The following is a 20,262-nucleotide window of genomic DNA, read 5'->3' on the forward strand; positions in this document are numbered from 1 at the left end:
GAAGCTGAGGTGCCGCCCGTCCAGCGTAGTGAGCCCGGTCACGGCGTGGGGCGACATCACTCCAGATTGCCGGTCTCAGCCGGACAGAATGCCCTCCCGTACCGGGTGGTGGGTGACCGACGGTGGGCGTGCGCCGCCGCTCTGGTCGGCGCGGATGTCCACGTTGCTGGGGAGGCGCCCGTGCCCGTCACCGTCCCGTTGCTCACCCGCGAGCAGATCGCCCGGCTGCCCGAGCGGGCCCGTGAGGTGGTCGAGTACCGCAAGTCCGGCCTGTCGCTGAACCACATCCAGGGCTGCCCGCTGGACTGCGCCTACTGCATCCGGCACACCTACGGCGTGTGGGACATGACCCAGCCGCGCGCGTTGATGTCCGACGACGACGCCGTGCGCGAACTCATCTCACACCCCTACTTCCAGCCGGACAAGACCCCGATCCAGATCTTCAATCGGGCGACCGACCCGTTCCTGCCGCGGGTCAAGGAGCACCTGTTCGCGGTGCTGGAGGCACTGGACGCGCTCGGCCTGACCAATCACGTCCTGGTCATCACCCGCTACCGGATCGATCCGGAAGACTGCGCCCGGCTCAACCGGTTGCGCAGCATCCGGCTGACACTGCTGATCACCTACTCGGGAATCAGCGACGAGCGGATCGAGCCGGTCAAGTCCTCCATCGCGGAGACGTCGCTGAAGACGGCGTTCGAGCACGCGGACAGGTACCGGGTCATCCTGTACTGGCGCCCGCTGGTGCCCGGCCTCAACGATTCCCCGGAGCACCTAGCCAAGGCCGTCGAACTCTCCCACCACGCGCACGCGACGGTGTTCACCGGCCTGTTCTACCGCGGCGAGATCGCCGACTACTACAAGGCCAACAACCTCCCAGAGCCATACAGCGACACAGCCCGTCGCAAGATCGTCCCCGAGACCCTCGAACGCCGCGTCCTGGAGACGTTCGCCGACGGCGGTGGTCCGTTGTTCCGCAAGACGTCCTGCTCGGTCTCCTTCGCCCACCAGGTCGCGGACTACAACGGGCACTACGGCATCCGGGAACTGTGTGACATCTGCCCGGCCAAGCAACTCGCGATCTGCTCCGACGCCCATCAGATCCCGGGGACCGAGGCCATCCGCGCGCTCGCGCAGCGTCTGCCGGAACGGAAGGATGTCGAGGTCGTGGAGATCACCGAGCGAGCCGCGATCGTGGCTGGCCTGGACGAGCAGCCGCGCTACTTCCTGCAGCACGGGCTCGGCTTCCAGGTCCACGACCAGCGCCACCCCCACAAGCACCGCCTGCACGGCCGCGCCGACCTCGGTTGGGACCCGGCCACGCCGTCAGACACGGAGGACCCGTCATGACCACCGGCCGCTGGGACGAGCTCAACTACGTCGTCGTCGATGTCGAAGGAAACGGCAACCGGCCACCCGACCTGGTCGAGCTCGCCATCGTCCCGATCCTGCACGGGCAGATCGGCGAACCACGCTCCTGGCTCGTGCGCCCGCCCCACCCGATCCAGTGGCACGCCCGCAACATCCACGGGATCAGCAACGACGACGTCGCCCATGCGCCCACGATCGCCGAGGTGGCCGACGACGTCTTGGCGGCTCTCGCGGCCGGTGTCCCGGTCGGGCACAACGCCCACGTCGACCTCGACGTGCTGACCCGCTCCCTGCCCGGCTGGCAGCCTGCCGAGGCGTTCGACACGCTCAAGCTCGCGCGCCGCGCCTGGAACCTGACCAGCTACCGGCTCGGTGCCCTCGTGCGGCACCGGCGACTGGACGCCGACATCCCCGACGGCCTGCGCCCCCACCGCGCGGGATACGACGCCCTGGTCACGGCCAGGCTGTTCGTGGACCTCATCGCCAGTAGCGCCGCGGGCGAGGACTGCATGCTCGACGAACTGCGCCGGTACGGCCTGGTCGCAGGGCTGGGTACAGCTTCCACGGTCGCTGGCCGCCGCCCCGCGGCGTCCGACCCGACCCTGTTCGACCTGCCATGACCACCACACCGCCCGCCGGCGGCGGGATGTTCATCGCGGTCGACGGGCCCTCAGGCGTCGGGAAATCCACACTGACCCGCGCGCTGACGATCCAGCTGGGCCAGGACGGGCACACCGTCCACCGCACCGCCGAACCCTCGGGCGGGCCGATCGGAACGCTCGCGCGCGGGATGACGAACACCGCCGACGGCCTGACGCTCGCGTGCCTGTACGCCGCCGACCGGTACTACCACCTCGCGCACGAGATCGAACCACGCCTCGCTGCGGGTGCGATCGTGATCACCGACCGGTACATCGCCTCCGGCCTGGTCATGCAGCGTCTCGACGACGTCGACCCCGAACTGCTGTGGGCGCTGAACAAGCGGGCCCGAACGCCCGACCTGCTGCTGAGCCTCACCGCAGACGACGATGTCATCCGCCGCCGCCTGACCCGGCGCGGAACGCACAACCGCTACCAGGACCAGCACACCTCCAGCCGCGACGAAGCCACCTGGCACAAGGAAGCAGCCGAGCACCTGGCGGCCACCGGCGCCGTCGTCCACGCGATCGACACCACCCACCTCAGCGCCAACGCCGTCACCGCCCTGGCACACCGGCACGTCTATGACGCCCTCGCCGCCCAGGAAGAAGACACAGCGGCATGACCAGCACCACGCTCGATGCCGCCAGCCCCGCGGCGGCCTCAGGTACCTTCCTTCTCGGCGGGGACCTGCCGGTGCACCGGATCGGGTACGGCACGATGCAGCTCACCGGCCCCGGGCACTGGTACCACCCCGCTGACATGGACGCAGCGAAGGCGGTGCTGCGCCGCGCCGTCGACCTGGGCGTCAACCACCTCGACACCGCCGACGCCTACGGACCCGAGACCGTCGAGCACCTCATCCGCAAGGCCCTGCACCCCTACCCCGACCACCTGGTCATCGCCACCAAGGGCGGCATGACACGACAAGGACCCAACCGGTGGGCGCCGGTGGGCCGGCCGGAGTACCTGCGCCAATGCGTGGAGATGAGCCTGCGCCGCCTCGCAGTCGACCGGATCGACCTGTACTACCTCCACCGGGTCGATCCCAAGGTGCCGCTCGAGGACCAGGTCGGCGAACTCGCCGCGCTCCGCGCCGAGGGCAAGATCCGGCACATCGGCCTGTCCAAGGTCACCACCACCCAGATCGAGGCGGCACGACGGGTCGCGCCGATCACAGCCGTCCAGAACAAGTTCAACCGCCATGAGCGAGACTGGGCCGTTCTCGACCACTGCACCCGGATGGGAACTGCGTTCGTTCCGTACGCGCCCCTCGCCGCTGGGAGGCTCGCCGCCACGCCGGGCGCGGCTGTGCGAGAACTTCGCTGGCTGCTCGACCTGTCACCAGTGATCCTGCCGATACCCGGCTCAACATCGATCCAGCACCTCCAACAGAACGTCCACCCAGTGCCGTAGGTGTCACGTTCGGCGACATCGATGCGATCCGTCCCGCCACCTTGTGAAGGAGTTCCTGCCTTGACCGAAACCACCACGAGCATCCCGGAGCGCGCCGCCCGTTTGCGCGCCGATCTGGTCGACGGCCTGCGTGCGGGAGCCAGGCATCGCGCCATCGACCTGTCGCCCGCCGTCGAGGACGCGTTGCGGACCGTGCCGCGGCACCTGTTCTGCCCACCGGGCACCGACCTGGAGGCCGCCTACGCGGACGACATCGTGCGTACCCAGGTCGACGAGACCACCGGGAGGACGACGTCATCGATCTCCGCGCCGTGGCTACAGGCGCGGATGCTGGAACAGGCGCGCATCGAACCGGGCATGCGCGTACTGGAGATCGGGTCATCCGGCTACAACGCCGCCCTGGCCGCTGAGCTCGTCGGCGCCGGCGGCGAGGTCGTCACCGTCGACATCGACCCGGCGGTCGTCACCGCGGCCCAAGTCTCGCTCGAGGCCACCGGGTATACGGACAGGGTCACCGCGATCTGCGCCGACGCCGCACAGCACCTGGGTCGGGGAGTGTTCGACCGGATCATCGTCACCATGGGCGTGTGGGACTTTCCCGGAGCGTGGCTGGAGCAGCTGGCCAAGGACGGGATCCTCGTCGCTCCGCTGCGGGTGCGCCACCCGAACGAGTGCTGGTCGACCGCCTACCGGCGCCGCGGGGACCTACTGGTCGGGTCGGAGGATCTGGTGTGCGGGTTCGTCGATGTCCAGGGCATCGCAGCCGTGCACCCCGCCGCCACGACGGCCACAGTCGGTGACGACGCCCTCACCCTCTTCGCATGGGACCCCGACACCAACCTCGCACGCGTACCCGACACGTTCGACAGCGACTCCTCGGTGTGGGCCAGCTCCGGTGCCGTGCTGACCGGCCAGGGAATGATCGTCGGGATGCGCACCCACCTGGCCTGCACCCTTCCGGGCCTGGCCGAAGCCACCGCGCCCCACCGCCGCCTCGTGCACAAGGCTGGTGACGGCGAGGCGTGGACTACGTTCGCGCACGTCGACGGTAAGTCCGTCGCGATCGCCGCCTGGCGAACCGTCGACGAGGGCCACGAGTTGGGGGCGCGTGGTTTCGGCCCCGACGCTCGCCAGGTCGCCGAGACCCTCGCCAGGCACATCGCCGACTGGGACCGCCTCGGCCGCCCGCAACGCGCCGCTCACGTCTACCGCGTCCTGGGCGGCACGACGCCGCTGGACGGCACCGTGATACGCCTGCCCGGTGGCGGAGATCTGGCGATCACGCTGCACCACGACGCCCACGACATCTGATCACGGCGCCTGGGTGCCGACGCTGCGGCGGCAACGCGAACCTGTGGGGGCTGGCCCTGTGGCGAGCCAGCCACGGCGAGGGTCCGTTCGTCGACGGCGGCGAGCGGCTGGCGTACCGTGAGGGGTACGCATGTTCGAGTGCTTCGGCTGATGTGGAGGTGTGGGCTATGACGGCGCCAACCTGGGCCGCGTACGAGATGACCCACGACACGGGATCTGGAGCGCTGCCTGCCACGAGTGTTCCGGCCTACCTCCGAGATGCCTCCGGCGAGTCCTACGATGTCGGATCGTCAGGCCCGATCTTCGAGACGACGCCGACGACGAAGTTGGCGAGGTGGATGTGCCAACGTGGGAACCGCGGCTGGGGCCTGCCGCTCGCGCTCGTCGCGGCAGTCGGGTACGCGGCCCTCGCAACCTTCTTCTACGGCATGCATCACGTCGCCGTGTGGGCGTTGGTCGCCCTCTTCGCGTGGAACGCGGCGAAGTTTGCACTGGTCGCTGTTTGGCTGACCCTGGCTGGCCTGGTCGATCTGGGCCGCGGTGCAGCGCGCCGGCTCCGAAACGACCAGTCCAACCTGGCGCAAGTCCGGCCGTGAGGCCGCCTACCTCGGGGCAATCGAGTCGTGGGGCTACTCGCTCTCGCCCGTCGAGCAGATCGCGCGCGATCCGAAGCCCAAGCCCGCCGCGCCGTCGGTGCCCGCGAAGGCGAACAGCGCTGCACGGGCGAAGAAGGGGAACGCGAGTCCCGCGCGCAGGGGTCGCTGCGAAGCCGGTCGCGAAGGAGTGGGCGTCCGCCTGACCTGACCGCGAGACGAGCGCCTCCTCGGGTGGACACGACTACGACCCGCTACCTGACCGGTGGCGCGCACCTGTCACTCCGTTCCGTCTCGGCGTGTCCCGCAGGGCAATCTGGAAGTCGGCGCCCGGCAATCTGGAGCGACAGCCCCGTGAAGTGGCCCGCCTAATTACTCTGAACGGACGCTGCTGGTGGAAGTCCCATCCGGTCCGGCAGGGATCTGTCGCGCCCGATCACAGGACGGCCAAGGCACGAGTCGTTGGCACCGAGTCGACGAATGCGTACAGCTCGCGATGGATCATCGCTTTGCTCGGGTCTGGGAAGCGGACGTTGTGCCGGTAATAGCGGTGGAAGGCGATGATGAGGGCGGCGTGGACGATCTCGGTCCCAAGCTGCCCGAGATCATCACAGATCTGCGGACGCTCCGTGGCGTAGCCAGAGATCAGGGCTCCGAGCCGATCGAGCGATAAGACTCCGTCAACCTGTGCGAGGCCGAGCGCCGCCATGCCGAGGTCGAGCACGGGGTCGTCGAGCGAGATGGTTTCCCAATCCAGGATTGTCACGGCGCCGTCGTCCGCCAGGACAAGGTTGTCAGTGAACAGATCACCGTGACACAAAGTCAGTGCTCTGTCCGTGCCCTGCTCCGCTTCGGTCACCTCGGCGAGCCGTGTCTGGAGCCAGCCGGCGAACTCCTGGTCCGCAAAATCAGGGATCAGCGCATGATGTTCCGGAGTGAGGCGGCGAGTTCGGACTGGGACCGGCACCAGGTCGGCGGGCAGGTTGTGAAGCCGCGCCAGGTGGCTTCCTGCGGTTCGAATCTGGTCGGCGTCAAGTGTGTCGGCGACGTGGCCGTCGATCCAACCCTTGAGCAGGATGAGCCGCGTGCCCATCAGCGTGACGAGCTCGCCGTCAACGGAAGGGACGATGCGCGTCGTCGGGTACCCAGCGTCGAACAACGCTCTCGTGTGCTTTGCGAGAGCCATGGCGCTGTCGTAGTCGTGGTTGTCCAGGATCGTCAGGACATACCGAGTGCTCTCGGCGTCCAGCATAAAGCTCGAGTTCGCGGCTCCACCCTTCAGGGGCTCGATCTGGACGTCATCAGGCAAGCCGTACCGATCCTGAATAAGCGGCACGTCGACGTCGTTGAGCGAGGTGTAGGTCGCCATGTGTTTCAGCCTTCCCGGTCAATGATTTGGACCGTGCGGTCGTGTACTAGCTGGCGCCAGCGCGCGCGGGTCGTCTCAGGCCCGTCGATCCAGTCCGCGCGTGGCACGTCGTTGGGGACGGACTCGTCCGCCAGGAAGTAAGAAGCTTCGAGCAAGTAGGAGAACTCCTTGCCTTTGACACTGCGGCGCAATTCCGTACGAGCCGCCTCCAGCATGTCTCGGTCGGCGAGAATTGCAGCGTGAAAGCAGAGCGCGAATCGAGCGTAGGCAGTAATGGAGGTCAATGCACGATCCTCGGCCAAGGCGACCGCCTCGGTCACGCGGCTGGGCAGCGACGGGTCGATCCCTGCGTCGCAGAGCAGCTCGGCGTTTGCGAGCTGCCGGTGCGACCAAGCCGAATTGCTCCCAGCCAGCAGCCGCCGCGCGCGCTCGACCTGTTCCAGCGCCCGTGCCCGGTCCTGGAACGCCGCACTGAATGCGAGGCAAGCCTGGGAGACGGCAGCTTCTCCCGCGTGATCGTCCCGAAGAGCGGCGTCGCGCTCACGTGCGTAGGCGTCGCAGGCGCGCACGATGCTCGCCTGCGTCCACCACAGGTCCCCTAACGTCCTGTCTTTGTGGCCGCGCTGACCGAGCGATCCAGCGGCGGCTAGCACGTCGGGGAATTGACCGAGCCGACGCGCCAAGTGCAGGAGCCCGCGATTTGCATCAGGTGCTAGCCGGCCACCCAACGCGGCGACCCGCCGCATCCCCGCAAGGGACTGGTCGAGATTGCCGATGTCGCGGTGACATTCCGCAATGAAATACAACGGCAGCTCGGTGAGATCGTCCGGGAGCACGTCGCCTGCAATGATTGCTTCCAGGGTGTCGAGCGTGAGCTGCCGATGCTGGCGCTGCCGGCGAGCGATAGCGTCGAGGCTCTCGGCGAGGGCGACGGCGATGCGTCCCCGGACCGACCGAACAGTGGTGCGCCTCGGTGAGGCATGGGCGTGGATGTCGATCGGCTCCCAGACTGAGTCCTCCACGTACAAGTACGAGGCGTCGACGAGCCAGCCTAGGTCAAGGCTGAAGTCCCGTGCGAGGCGCAATCCTTGCCGCAGGCAGGCCACCACGGTGCGACGGTCACCCAGGCGCGCGGCGCGCCTGTACTCGTCCCCAAGTGCTGCAAGGGTGCGGCCGGCCGCCCGTTTCCACTCTGACCGACTCCAGCGATCCTCGGCCGTGGAGTCGGCCTCGCGAATGGCAGACTGGACGAGGTTGTGCAGGTAGTAGGGCCAGGGTCCCGTCGGGTCGTACTCGATGAACGGCCGCTCTACTAGCGCCCGGGTCGCGGATTCGGGCGCCAGGCCTGCCGTCGCCGCCGCAGCGAGCGAGATGGAAAACGCGTCCAGGAGGCTGACGGCTCGCAGCACCTGTCGCTCGGCGAGGGTCAGGTCTCGGAACGTTCGCGCGACGAGGGCTGGGAAGTCGTGGTTGAACTCTTCGGCGTCAGGCACGTGGTTGCGCTGGTGGTAAAGATCCAAGAACCGCATGACCGCCAGGTCCAGGTACAGGGGAAGCCCGTGAGAGCGGCGCACGATGATGTCCCGCACAGACTTGGTCATCAACGGCTCCGCGTCCAGCGTGAGCCGTCGGGAGAGGTAGATCTGGCAGTCCTTCTCTGTCAGGTAACCGATGCGGTGCTGCCGCGGATCCCTTTCTGCCGATGGCGCGAGCAGCGGCCAGGACCGTGGACCAACCCAGTCAAGCTGGCCCTCTAGGTGCTCGTCGTCCCACTGCAGCCGATTGCGACCGGTGATGATGAACAAGGCGTTCGGCATGAGCCATGCCACACGCTGGATCAGCCGTTCCACATCACGGTGCGATCGGTCTCCGACATCCTCAAACGTGTCGAGCAGGACAACCAGCGTCGCTGACTTTTCCGCTGGGAGCTGTGCCAGATCCCACGACAGCAGGTGCGCGTAGTAGCTCAGTGCATCAGTGTCCGGCTCGGCCTCGAGTAGATCCGGAAGGCGCGTACATTCCCCCATGAGCTGCGCGCGGCGCTGCCTGTCCCGCAGGCCGCTCACAACGAGTTTCAACGTCTGCCCAACGAGCGCTCCGATGCTGCCTGGTAGCAAGAGCACCTGTGCGACGTCGGCAAGGACCTCCTGGATCTGGTCCGGCACTGACATGGCGGACGAGATCCGTCCGAAGAACGAGCTGCGCCGCAAATAGTCAGCCAGCGACTCGCCCGGGTGATTATGTTCCCAGTACCGATGGAATGCCAGATCGAAGGCAGGCATCGGCCGCCCCAGTTCGGCTAAGCGGACCCGTAGCGACAGCAAGATAGTCTCCAGATCAACCCCAGCTTGGGCAGAAAGGTCGATCCGCACAGGCGCAAACCGTCCCAGCTCCGAATCGATCGCTGGCCACTGCTCAGGGCCCCTTCCCTCGCCGGACAACCGTTCCACCACCTCGTGCGAGAGCGCCGTCTTACCGATGCCACCCACCCCGTAGAACGCCATGACGTTGCGGCGGGGAGCCTCAAGGTCCTCGACGTCGAAGGTCGAGGCGCGGTTCTCCTCAATGCGGTACGCAAGGCTGCGGGTGACAGCTGCCCATTCGCCTTCACGATTCGTGAAGACGTCTACTGCCTTGAACCTTCGGTCGTTCGACCGGAACAGAGCGCGCAAGTCCGAACGAGACACAGTAGGGCGACCTCCTGATCCGACGATGCGATCGGTCACAGCGACCGCACCGATCCGCGTGATGGCTCACAGAAACGTGTTCGACACGTGCCGAGCTACCCTACCTGCGGGGACTGCACTTGTAACGGCCAAGCCGGGTCCCGTATGTGTGGGGTGGACAACCGAGGTGGGGGCGGTTCGCTCGGCCACGAAGTTCAACGCCGAGGCGTCGTCCGCTCCGGGCTGGGTTACAGGACGCTGTCCCGGAATCTGTCGTGGATGTGCGTGACAGCTCGATGTCCAGCAGCCGGCCTGCAACAGGGCAGCGCAGATGATCTGCCCTGATCCTGCCAGCAGCGGCGTTCCGTACATCCCAGAAAACCGCTAGATGCGGTGGCGCATGGGAACCCAGTCGACGAGGAGAATGGCGCGCTCGCCAGGCACAGGGGCGCCCCCCTTGCGGATTGGACCCACATAGTGGCTGACAAGGTCGTCTGTGACGGCGTATGTATCCAGAGGGCGCGTCATCTGGAACTCGGCGAGCCGGTCTGCGGGCGGCACGTCTTCCGGCTGCTTACCGCGGTAGCCGGGAGTGGCGATGAGGTTGGTGCCGCCTTCGGCGTTGTGACGGTAGATCAGGTGGGCGAAGACGTATGGCTCGCCGTCCTGGTGCAGTTCGTTCGGGGAGGACACGGCTTCATGACCATCTTCCTCGACCTGCAGTTTGACCAGGTGGACGCCAACGTAAAGCGGCCAGACTGCGTCGTGCTCGCTCCAATAGGTTTGCGCGAAGTCGAACTGGATAATGTCGAGCAGGAGTCGATTGTTGCATATCCCAACGCTAATTGCGGGAAAGTTTCGCGTGACCCCGGCGTGTTCAGGATTATTGTCCCCTTGGTAGTAGCCATTCACCCCCTCGCGGACCTGGCTTTCCGTGGCAGGCATCCAGAAGAGATCCTTGGACCAGGGGAGAAAGACGGCGCGCGCGTAGCGGCGGTAGCGGCCAGAGTTGGGTGCGTAAGGGTCCTCCGGAAGATCCCTGCAGGCCGCTCTGAGTGCTTTAAAATTAGCGCTCATCTCGTCAATTCTAAAATGAGCTGCAAGATTCCAGCGATCATATCCTTGACGAAAGAGGGGTGAGTCACATGGGGAGGTAGGTGGCATAACAGGACATTCTGCAGTTTGCTGGATGTACCTGTCAATCGGTCGTCGGACCGGGCTCACTAGCGTTCGACGGCCAGGGCGTCGGCGTTCTCGGATGGTCGGCATAGCCGGCGAGCCGAGCTCTGGGAGGCTGACCGGGCGGCCGGGTTCCAGCAGCTCGCACTGCTCGGCGTCCCCGCAGCGACCATCGCCAAGAAGACCGGCCACGCGAAGGGCACCGTGAACACGGCGCTGGCCGTGGGGAAGTCGAGGTTCGCCGTCGCGGCGCAGGGCAGGTACGACCTGACGCTCGACCAGGCTGGGACGATCGCGGAGTTCGACGCGCTCGGTGGCCGCGACGCGGTCAAGCACTTGACTGCCACGGAGGTCAAGGAGCCCGGCCAGTTCGCTCACGCCGCGCAGCGGCTCCGGGACGAGCGCGAGCGAGAGGCGAAGGCCGCCGTGGTCGCGTTGCTGACCGACTCGGGCGTGCGAGTGGTCCCAGCTTCGGCGCACGACGACGAGAGCATCAAGGTCCTCGGAGACCTGACCGACGTCGACGGCAATGTCCTCACCGCCGACAACCACGCGGGCTGCCCGGGCCACGCGGGCGTACGTGCGTCGCTCCTACGGTCCCGTGGTGTAGGCGGCCGTGAACGTGTGTGACGCGTGGAAGGCGAACAAGCACCGGACGCTGCGGGTCACGACGTCGGGCAAGCCGATGGACGGCGAGGCCGCTGCGAGGCGAAGGCCGAGCGTGCCGAGGTCATCGCCAATAACACCGAGAGTGGCGTAGCGTAGACGGTCCGTCGTCAGCGGCTGGCCGCGATCGAGGACCAAGGCGGCTCCGAAGCCGGTCGCGAAGGAGAGGGCGTCCGCCTGACCTGACCGCCTCACCGAGAGCCCGGGACGTTCGGCGTCCCGGGCTCTCGTCTGCCTGGCTCCGGACCGTCCGGCCCGCGCGCTCCCGCCTCAGTCCGCTCCCGTCGCCACTCCCTCCGCCCCATTCCCGCCGTTCCGCCTTCTCGCCCTGCACCCTCTCCGCCGCCCTCACGCCGCATTCCGCCCATCCCTCACCTTCCCGCCCTCATCCCGCCAGATCCTCCATCCCACCCCACTCATCGTCCCCACACCTCGCTCCTCACCTCACCGACCCGACACGTCTGGCACGCGACGCGTACCTCGTGTTCGAGGGAGGCGATCACGGTGACGGTCTCAATGCGTGTCATGTCGGCCGGGAGCGGCTACAAGTACCTGCTACGTTCGGTCGTCCACGCCGACGGCGACCTCACCGCCGCGGACGCGTTGACGCGCTACTACGCGAATCCGGGCACGCCTCCGGGCCGGTGGCTGGGCAAGGGCGTCGCCCAGCTCGGAGCCGACGGAGCACGGATCGGCGTCGGCGACCAGGTCACCGAACAGCAGCTCGCCCGGCTGCTCGGGACCGGGCACGACCCGGTCACCGGCCAGCCGCTGGGACGTGCCTACCAGCAGTTCGCCACCGTGCCTGAGCGCATCGCGGCTCGGATCGAGGCACTGCCTGCGGACCTCACCGACGAGGAACGCGGGTCAGCCGCGGCGAGGGTCGAGGCCGAGGAGGGCAAGGCGGGCCCGAAGTCCGCTGTTGCCGGCTTCGACCTGACGTTCTCGGTCCCGAAGTCGGTCTCGGTGCTCTGGGCCCTGGCCGACGCAGGCACCCAGACCCTGATCGTGGCAGCCCACCATGCGGCGATGGGCGAGGTCATCGACTTCCTCGAGCGTGAGGTCGCCGCGACCCGCACCGGTTCGGGCGGGATCTGCCAGGAGGACGTGCACGGCCTGATCGTGACCGCTTACGACCACTACGACTCCCGCTCGAACGACCCGCAACTACACACGCACGCCGTCGTGTCCAACAAGGTCAAGACCGTCTCGGACGGCCTGTGGCGAAGCCTGGACTCCAGAGCCCTGCACCGCGCCCTGGTCGCCGCCTCGGAGCAGTACGACGCCCTGCTCATGGACCGCCTCTCCGGCACGTTCGGCCTCTCGTGGGAGCTGCGCGAACGGGGCCGCGAACGCAACCCGCAGTGGGAAGTCGCGGGCATCGGCGAGGAGCTCATCGAGGAGTTCTCGACCCGGTCGCACGCGATCAACCAGGCCAAGGAGCGCCTCATCACCCAGTACATCGCGACGCACGACCGTCGCCCGTCCAAGACGACGGTGATCAAGCTGCGTGCTCAGGCAACCTTGCAGACACGGCCCGAGAAGCAGATCCACTCGCTCGCGGACCTCACCACTGGCTGGCGGGCTCGTGCCGCGCGAGTCCTTTCGAGTCTCGGGGCGTCCGACGGCGATCCGGTCGCCCTGGCCCGCAGCCTCACCAGCCCGCAGGTGGCGCGCGATTTCGCTGCTGACGAGGTTCCGGCCGACGCCATCGAACGCGCCGCCGCCGCGACGTTCCATACCGTTGCGGCAAGGAAGACGACGTTCACGCACTGGAACCTGTGGGCCGAGGCCAACCGGCAGACCATGGGCTGGCGCCTGCAGACCGCGGCCGACCGTGAACAGGTCATCGCCGCGATCGTCGCCCAGGCCGAGGCGCACGCCGTTGCACTGACCCCGCCGGGGGTCGCGGTCACACCGGCCTCGTTGCAGCGCGAGGACGGCACCTCGCGCCTGCGGCCACGCCACCACATCCTCTTCACCAGCACCCAGGCCCTGGACGCCGAGGACCGGCTCCTGACCCTCAGCGCCGACCCCACGGCCGCCCGTCTGGACCCTCGCACCGTGCCGAAGGCCGTTGGCCGCAACGGGAGACTGCTCAGCCCGCAACAGCGGCACGCCGTCCAGCAGTTTGTAGCCTCCGGTCGCCGTGTGGACCTGCTGGTCGGGCCAGCTGGCGCTGGGAAGACCACCACCCTGCGCGCGCTGCGCCGCACCTGGACGGCCCGGTTCGGCAAGGCATCTGTCGTCGCCCTGGCACCGTCGGCCGTCGCCGCGTCGGTGCTGTCGCGCGAACTGAGGCTGCGAGCGGAGAACACTGCCAAGTGGCTCCACGAGCACGACCACGGCCGCGCCGCGTTTGCGAAGAACCAGCTCGTGATCATCGACGAATCAACCCTGGCCGACACCGCCACCCTCGACCAGATCACCGGTCTCGCCGCCGCGGCAGGTGCGAAGGTTGTGCTCGTCGGTGACCCCGCCCAGCTCCAGTCCGTCGACGCCGGCGGTGCCTTCGACCTGCTCGTCGAACGCCGCCGCACTGCGGCGGGGGACAGCAGCACCGCCGTCGCCGAGCTGATCGAAGTTCACCGCTTCGCCAACCCGTGGGAGAAGACGGCAAGCCTCCAGCTGCGCGACGGCGACACCGACGTCATCGACCTCTACGACCAGCACGGACGCCTGCGCGGTGGCGAGACCGAGACGATGATCGACGACGCCTACGCCGCATGGCAGCACGACCTCACCGGCGGCAAGGCGACACTCCTGATCGCGGAGGCATCCGAGACGGTCCGAGAACTGAACCAGCGTGCTCGCGCCGACCGGGTCCTGGCCGGGCAAACGGACGCGGGACGCGCCGTGCGACTCGTAGATGGCCTCGAAGCCTCGGCCGGTGACCTGGTCATCACCCGCCAGAACCGGCGCCGGCTCACCACGGTCCGGGACCTGGTCACCGGCGGGTTCGTCCGCAACGGCGACCGCTGGCAGGTCACCGCCGTCCACCGCGACGGATCCCTGGACGTACGACGCGTCGACGTCGACGGCACGAAACGACTCGCGGACACCGTCACGCTGCCCGCCGCGTACGTGGCAGCCCACCTCGACCTCGGGTACGCGGTCACCGCGCACCGCGCCCAGGGCATGACCGTCGACACCACGCACGCCCTGGTCACCGCGACCACCACCCGGGAGAACCTGTACGTCGCGCTCACCCGCGGCAGGGAAGGCAACTTCGCCTACATCGCCGCCGACCGACCCGACGCCAACCACGTCGGTCCCGACGAGACGGTCACCTACCAGGCAATCCTCTACGGCGTCCTGCAACACCGCGGCGCCGAACTCTCCGCCCACCAGGCCGCCGAAGCCGAACACGAGACGTGGACCGGACGGGCGCGACTGATCGCCGAGTACGACCACCTTGCCGACGTCGCCCAGCGACCCCGCTGGACTCGCGTCGTGGCTGCGGCGCTGGTCGCAGGCGGCTTCACGATCGACGAGGCCCGAGCCCACCTCCAGCCTGGCAGCGGCAAGCTCGGCGGGGGAGCGGGCCACGACACGAGCCGCGCGACAGCGTTCGACGCCTTGCGCCGGGAGCTGCGCCGCGCTGAGGCATACGGATGGGATGCCGAACGGCTAGTCTGGGCGGCGGCCTCTCGACGCACACTGCTCGACGTGGAGAATCCCTGCGCCGCGCTCCATGCGCGCCTTCGCCGGGCGACGAAAGACCCGGTTCGCGGGCACGAGCCACAGCTAGTTGCGGGCGAGACACCGGCGGTCATCGGCCCTGTCCCCACGCACTACCGCAAGGCGTTGGACCAGCGGGCCGCCCTGCTCGCGCCACTGCTCGTAAGACCGCTGGACGTGCCGTCGCCTCGTCATGGAACGGGGCCGGCCTTGTAGCGTCTCCGGTGACTGTGAAGAGGTCGGGAGAACCACAGGCGGAGTCCCTCGACACGCTCCTCTGATTGGAACGTGCTGCGGCGGAGGACCGGCATGCTGTCGGACGATGACAGACATCGTGCCCGCCGCAGCGGACCTCGCTGACAGGCTCCATGACGCACTCACAGTCCGAGGCGCACCGAAGCAGTGCTGGCGGTTGGGTTCGACGACCTGACCATAGGTGTTGTGCAATATCGGTCGGGGCGACTCGTCATCAGTCACCACCTGTAACGTGTAGCCACCACCCACGGACCAACCGGTCGAGCCTGACACGGAGGAGAACGACCCTCGTATGACCATGCACAACACTCGGCCCTCGTGCGGGCCAGTCGCCTCGGTGCAAAGCTGTGGGCGGAAGGCAGTTCGATGACGTCCTTTGTTCCGGGCGGGACTCCCGACTCGCGCGCAGAGTTGCTCGCACAGCTCCGTGATCTCGTGCCGAGCGCGTTCCTCGACGGCGAGCTTGACCGTGACGCACTGATTGCTGCCCTCGGTCTCGGTGGCGAGGGCAAGCCCGCCTTCTCCTTCGCCTGGCCGGGAATCGACCACGCACGCCAAGACGCACGCGTGCCGACGACGGCGACGCTGGTGCCTGATGAGGACGCCTCCCTGCACTGGCCAAGCGCCCGCAACATCCTGATCGAGGGCGACAACTTGCAGGTGCTCAAGCTGCTGAAGAACGGCTATTCACGGGCCGTCAAGCTGATCTACATTGATCCGCCCTACAACACGGGTGACACCTTCACCTACAACGACGACTTCGCCGTGCCCGAGCGTCGGTATCTTGTTGAGACCGGCCAGGTCGACGACCAGGGCAACGCCACGACGAGCCGGGTCGAGACCGGCGGGCGCAAGCACGCGCCATGGCTGACGATGATGTTCCCGCGCCTAACGCTGGCGCGTCACCTGCTGCGCCGCGACGGCGTCATCCTCGCCTCGATCGACGACAATGAGGCGCATCACCTGCGGCTGCTGCTCGACGCCGTATTCGGGCCAGAGAACTTTGTGGGCAACTTCACCTGGAACGGCGGCCGCAAGAACGATGCCCGACAGATCTCTGTCGGGCATGATTACGTGGTCGCCTACGCGCGAGACCACGCCTACCTGCGTGAGCAGGATGCCCGCTGGCGAGAGCGTAAGTCGGGTCTCGATGAGATCTACGCGAAGGTATCCGAACTGCGTGGCGTCCACGGACAGGATTTCGCGGCTATTCACACCGCATTGCTGACCTGGTATCGGGAACTGCCCGACGAGCATCCCTCGAAGGCGCACGAACACTTCAACTATGTCGATGACCGCGGTGTCTACTTTCCGGACAACCTGCGTAGCCCTAACCCTCGGCCGAACCTCGTGTACGACTTCAACGGCTACAGGCCTCATCAGAACGGCTGGGCCTACAGCCGCGAGCGCATGGAGCAGCTGGACGCGGCCGGGCGCATCTACTATCCCGAGAACACCGATCAGCGGCTGAAGATCAAGTCCTATCTGCACGAGCACGAGGAGTGGGCTCCGGGCTCCGTCTTCTACAAGGATCGGCGTGCTGCTTCGAAGGCGCTGGACAAGCTCATGGGCGGGACGGTGTTCGACTATCCGAAGGACATCGAGGTGCTCGCTCGCCTTTTCCACGCCATCACCGATGATGGTGACCTGATCCTCGACTTCTTCGCAGGTTCTGGCTCGACTGGCCATGCCGTGTGGGAGCAGAACCCAAAGGACGGCAAGACGCGGCACTGGATCCTCGTCCAGGCGCCCGAGAAGCCGAGTGCATCCGAGGACTCGGGCAAGAACGCACTCGATGCGGGCTACGGAACGATCTTCGAGGTGACCGCGGAGCGGCTACGCCGTACCGCGGCCTTGCTGCAGGAGGAGACGCTGGACGCCCCGGAACTTGGTTTCCGCATCTTCCGTACGTGCCCAACGAACCTCGTGATTGAGAAGCCGATCGTCGCGTCACCTGAGCTGACTGGCAAGGACTACTTGGCGCAGGTGCTCGACCACACGGCAGGATCTCCTGTTGTCGAGGGCGCGCAACCGATCGACGTGGCCTGGGAAGTGGCGCTCAAGGCCACCGGCACGAGGCTCGATGCGCTGGTCACTAGACACGAGCTCGACGGTGTGACTGTCTACGAGTTTGCTCCGGCCGGGGACCAGGCTGCGTCTGGTCGTCTCCTGATCTCCTTGGATGCCTTCTCATTGGCTACGGCGGACGCGTTGGGGCTGAGCGATGACGACACCCTGATCCTTCGTGGCGACCGGGTGGAGGACTCTGTCACCCTCACGCTGGCGCCGCGCCTACAGTCAAGGCTGGTCCTCCTGGAACGGGTGCCCCGTGAAGTTTCGCTTTGACGATCAGCCGCATCAGTCGGCCGCCGTGTCTGCAGTGGTCGACCTTTTTGAGGGTGCCCTCGTGCCGCCGCGCGATGCGCTTGTCGGGCAGGCACCTGGCGCGGACGGGCACGCGGGCTTCGCGCTGGAGCGTGAAATCCTTGCCGATAATCTTGGGACGGTGACGACCCGCGAGGCCGTTGCACCGCAGGCGCACCTGGAAATGCTGACCGAGACGGATCTGCAGGGGTCGGAGCGTGCGTTCCCGAACTTCTCGGTTGATATGGAGACGGGCACTGGAAAGACCTACGTCTACATCTCGACGGCGTTACGTCTGGCCGAACTGTATGGGCTGCGGAAGTTCGTCATCCTGGTGCACTCCATCGCGATCCGCGCGGGTGTCGTCAAGACGTTCGAACAGACTGAGGAGCATTTCCGGCTCAAGTACCCCGGAGTGCCCTACAGGTGGGGTGTATTGGGTGAGAACTCGGCGCTGAACGACTTCACGGAGCCGTCGGGCACGGTGCAACTCCTCGTTGCAAGCGTCCAGGCGCTCGACAAGCCGGAAAAGAACACCTTGTATGTCAGCGCCGAGCGGCCCCAGCTGTGGGGTGACTCCCTCAGTGGCATGCAGCAGATCGCCAAGGCACGTCCTGTCGTCTTGATCGACGAGCCGCAGAATATGGCGACACAGTTGCGGCGTCAGGCCATCGCGACCCTGAACCCGTTGGTTGCGCTGCGGTACAGCGCAACCCACAAAGAGCCGTTCAATCGCGTCCACCGGCTTGGTCCAAAGCAGGCCGCCGAGGCCGGGCTCGTCAAGAGGGTATCGGTCAAGGGCATCGTCGCCGGCGAAGACGGCAAGCCGTACCTCCGGCTCAACCGTCTCCGCAGCGTCCGCAAGCGCCTGATGGCTGAGGCGGTCATCGATAAAGCTGGCGGCAAGCGGGCGCAGGTAGTGCTGCAGAACGGGACCGACCTGTTCGAGGAGTCCGGCAGCCTGCCGCAGTACCGGGGGCTGGTCGTCGACGGCATCGAGCGCAAGCCCGACCGTGTGATCTTTGCGAACGGCCTCGTTGTGCAAGTCGGAACGGAGATTGGCGTGGACGCTGTAGCTGTCTGGCGCGACCAGATCCGTCACACCATCCGCACGCACTTGGCACGTCAGGCTCAAATCGACTCGATGAACCGCGGCGTCAAGGTGCTGTCGCTGTTCTTCGTCGAGCGGGTCGCCGACTACGTCGGCGACGAGGCCGTGCTGCCTCTGATGTTCGACGAGCTGTTCCGCGAGGAATGGGCACGGGCCGGCTCTCCCACCGATGCGATGCCAGATCCGGCTGAGCTGCGTGTCGCGTACTTCCCGTCTACGAAGACGGGCATCCTTAAAGACACTTCGGGACGTGCTTCTGACGCCGATCTTGAGGCACGCGCCTACCAGGAGATCATCGCGAACAAGGAACTCATCCTCGACCGCGCCAATCCGCGCGCGTTCATCTTCTCCCATTCCGCGCTCAAGGAGGGCTGGGACAACCCCAACGTCTTCCAGGTCGGCTTTCTGCGTCACACCCGCTCCGAGCTGGAGCGCCGACAGCAGATCGGACGCGGCCTACGGCTCCCAGTCGACCAGTCCGGGCACCGCGTGATGGACCCTGCAATCAACCGGCTGACGCTCATCGTCGACGAGTCGTTCACCGAGTTCCGTGACGGACTGAACGCTGAGTATGTCGCATCTGGTGGTCCCTCTGGGGAGACCGGGCCCGAGGTCAACAACGCCGACAACGAAGTCATCGTCCGTCGGCGCCCTGCCCAGTTCGATAGTCCCGAGTTCGCGGAGCTCTGGAACCGCATCCGCTACAAGGCGCACTACCGCGTCACTGTCGACCCGGATGCACTGCGCATCGCGGTCGCCGCATCAGAACACCTTGCAGATCTGGAGTTCATCGAGCGCCGCGCCAACGTCGTGCAGTCTGCTGACCTCATCTACAACGACGAGGGCAAGGTCATTACCGCCGACTCGGTCGTGGCCGAGTCACGCGGCGAGCGCATCGTCGTTGCTGGTCAACGGCTGCCGGACGTGGTGCAGCTGATTGAGGACCAGTTGCAGTATGGCAAGTTCCCGCTGCAGCTCACCCGCCCCACGATCACCGCGATCGTCCGCGAGATCCTGAACCATCCCGACCGAGAACTTACTCGGCACGTCCTCGATGACCCCGACCGATGGGCTCGGATCGCGGCGAATGCCATCCGCATCGAGACAATCGAGCAGATGGTCAGTGGCATCAGTTACGAACCTATTGACGACACAGACTGGTGGGATGCCGAGGTCGTGTTCCCCGAGATCGAGTCCAAGAGCCCGCCCCAGCCCATGCCCGGTAATCCGGACCCGAAGAACGGCGTAACTCCCGCAACGGATGGCGGCGTGAACCTCTTTGACCACGTGGACTACGATAGCCACGTTGAGCGTGCCTTCGCTGCACAACTGGAGTCAAACCGCGATCACGTCAAGCTCTTTACCAAGCTTCCACGTCGGTTCCGCGTGCGCACGCCTGTCGGGGAATATTCGCCCGACTGGGCCGTCGTGTATACCGAGAACGGCAGTGATCGGCTCTACCTCGTCCGTGAGACCAAGGACACCCGCAACCTCGACAACCTCGACTGGGACGAGGCGATGCGTATCCGCTTTGCCAAGCACCACTTCGAGGCGGCACCCGCTGGGCGCATCGACTTCAATTACACGACTGACCAGCATGGGCTTCTCCTCGATGGTGCGCTCGAGGACGGCGAGTCTTGA

The 20,262-nt window shown here is 66.7% G+C and carries 13 protein-coding genes; 10 read left to right on the plus strand and 3 right to left on the minus strand.

Annotated features, from left to right (window positions below; all coding sequences use genetic code 11):
- Nucleotides 1–180: 180 nt before the first annotated feature.
- From EDD34_RS10555 to EDD34_RS10580, 6 genes are all read left to right on the plus strand, one after another.
- Entirely contained in the window at nucleotides 181–1,350 is a 1,170-nt protein-coding gene (locus tag EDD34_RS10555) for a radical SAM protein (RefSeq protein WP_211341554.1), read from the plus strand.
- Entirely contained in the window at nucleotides 1,347–1,991 is a 645-nt protein-coding gene (locus EDD34_RS10560) for a 3'-5' exonuclease (RefSeq protein WP_123814523.1), read from the plus strand. The genes EDD34_RS10555 and EDD34_RS10560 overlap by 4 nt, the downstream gene beginning before the upstream one ends.
- Complete coding sequence (tmk, locus tag EDD34_RS10565) at nucleotides 1,988–2,635, plus strand: dTMP kinase (RefSeq protein WP_123814524.1); 648 nt, start codon at nucleotides 1,988–1,990, stop codon at nucleotides 2,633–2,635. Before EDD34_RS10560 ends, tmk begins: the two co-directional genes overlap by 4 nt.
- The gene (locus tag EDD34_RS10570) at nucleotides 2,632–3,426 is read left to right on the plus strand and encodes an aldo/keto reductase (protein ID WP_123814525.1); all 795 of its coding nucleotides are present in this window, start codon (nucleotides 2,632–2,634) and stop codon (nucleotides 3,424–3,426) included. Before tmk ends, EDD34_RS10570 begins: the two co-directional genes overlap by 4 nt.
- A gap of 60 nt (nucleotides 3,427–3,486) precedes the next feature.
- Nucleotides 3,487–4,737 (plus strand): class I SAM-dependent methyltransferase, encoded by a 1,251-nt coding sequence (locus EDD34_RS10575; RefSeq protein WP_170177038.1) that lies wholly within the window; start codon nucleotides 3,487–3,489, stop codon nucleotides 4,735–4,737.
- A gap of 167 nt (nucleotides 4,738–4,904) precedes the next feature.
- Nucleotides 4,905–5,333 (plus strand): hypothetical protein, encoded by a 429-nt coding sequence (locus tag EDD34_RS10580; protein WP_123814527.1) that lies wholly within the window; start codon nucleotides 4,905–4,907, stop codon nucleotides 5,331–5,333.
- A gap of 433 nt (nucleotides 5,334–5,766) precedes the next feature.
- Here the strand turns inward: EDD34_RS10580 and EDD34_RS10585 are convergent, their stop codons facing one another.
- From EDD34_RS10585 to EDD34_RS10595, 3 genes are all read right to left on the minus strand, one after another.
- A complete protein-coding gene (locus EDD34_RS10585) occupies nucleotides 5,767–6,699 on the minus strand; it encodes a phosphotransferase (RefSeq protein WP_123814528.1) in 933 nt (310 codons plus the stop codon).
- A 5-nt stretch (nucleotides 6,700–6,704) separates the two neighbouring features.
- Nucleotides 6,705–9,371: an ATP/GTP-binding protein gene (locus EDD34_RS10590; protein ID WP_123814529.1), complete on the minus strand. Its 2,667-nt coding sequence runs from the start codon at nucleotides 9,369–9,371 to the stop codon at nucleotides 6,705–6,707.
- Between the two features lie 378 nt (nucleotides 9,372–9,749).
- On the minus strand, nucleotides 9,750–10,442 hold the full coding sequence (locus tag EDD34_RS10595) for a 2OG-Fe dioxygenase family protein (RefSeq protein ID WP_211341555.1): 693 nt from the start codon (nucleotides 10,440–10,442) through the stop codon (nucleotides 9,750–9,752).
- 306 nt (nucleotides 10,443–10,748) lie between these two features.
- Here EDD34_RS10595 and EDD34_RS10600 point away from each other — a divergent pair, with 306 nt between their 5' ends.
- The 4 genes from EDD34_RS10600 (at nucleotide 10,749) to EDD34_RS10615 (ending at nucleotide 20,262) form a co-directional block, all read left to right on the plus strand.
- Complete coding sequence (locus tag EDD34_RS10600) at nucleotides 10,749–11,174, plus strand: hypothetical protein (protein ID WP_123814531.1); 426 nt, start codon at nucleotides 10,749–10,751, stop codon at nucleotides 11,172–11,174.
- 540 nt (nucleotides 11,175–11,714) lie between these two features.
- Nucleotides 11,715–15,107 carry a MobF family relaxase gene (mobF, locus tag EDD34_RS10605; protein WP_123814532.1) on the plus strand — a complete coding sequence of 1,131 codons (3,393 nt, stop codon included), beginning with the start codon at nucleotides 11,715–11,717 and terminating at the stop codon, nucleotides 15,105–15,107.
- Between the two features lie 405 nt (nucleotides 15,108–15,512).
- A complete protein-coding gene (locus EDD34_RS10610; protein ID WP_123814533.1) occupies nucleotides 15,513–17,492 on the plus strand; it encodes a site-specific DNA-methyltransferase in 1,980 nt (659 codons plus the stop codon).
- On the plus strand, nucleotides 17,476–20,262 hold the full coding sequence (locus tag EDD34_RS10615; protein WP_211341556.1) for a restriction endonuclease: 2,787 nt from the start codon (nucleotides 17,476–17,478) through the stop codon (nucleotides 20,260–20,262). The genes EDD34_RS10610 and EDD34_RS10615 overlap by 17 nt, the downstream gene beginning before the upstream one ends.

This window comes from Myceligenerans xiligouense (genome assembly GCF_003814695.1).
GTDB classification, from domain to species: Bacteria; Actinomycetota; Actinomycetes; order Actinomycetales; family Cellulomonadaceae; genus Myceligenerans; species Myceligenerans xiligouense.

Coding starts and splice junctions, on each gene's coding strand:
- EDD34_RS10580 (WP_123814527.1), top strand. CDS start 4,905: ATGACGGCGCCAACCTGGGCCGCGTACGAGATGACCCACGACACGGGA.
- EDD34_RS10610 (WP_123814533.1), top strand. CDS start 15,513: ATGACGTCCTTTGTTCCGGGCGGGACTCCCGACTCGCGCGCAGAGTTG.
- EDD34_RS10585 (WP_123814528.1), bottom strand. CDS start 6,699: ATGGCGACCTACACCTCGCTCAACGACGTCGACGTGCCGCTTATTCAG.
- EDD34_RS10595 (WP_211341555.1), bottom strand. CDS start 10,442: ATGAGCGCTAATTTTAAAGCACTCAGAGCGGCCTGCAGGGATCTTCCG.
- tmk (WP_123814524.1), top strand. CDS start 1,988: ATGACCACCACACCGCCCGCCGGCGGCGGGATGTTCATCGCGGTCGAC.
- EDD34_RS10570 (WP_123814525.1), top strand. CDS start 2,632: ATGACCAGCACCACGCTCGATGCCGCCAGCCCCGCGGCGGCCTCAGGT.
- EDD34_RS10560 (WP_123814523.1), top strand. CDS start 1,347: ATGACCACCGGCCGCTGGGACGAGCTCAACTACGTCGTCGTCGATGTC.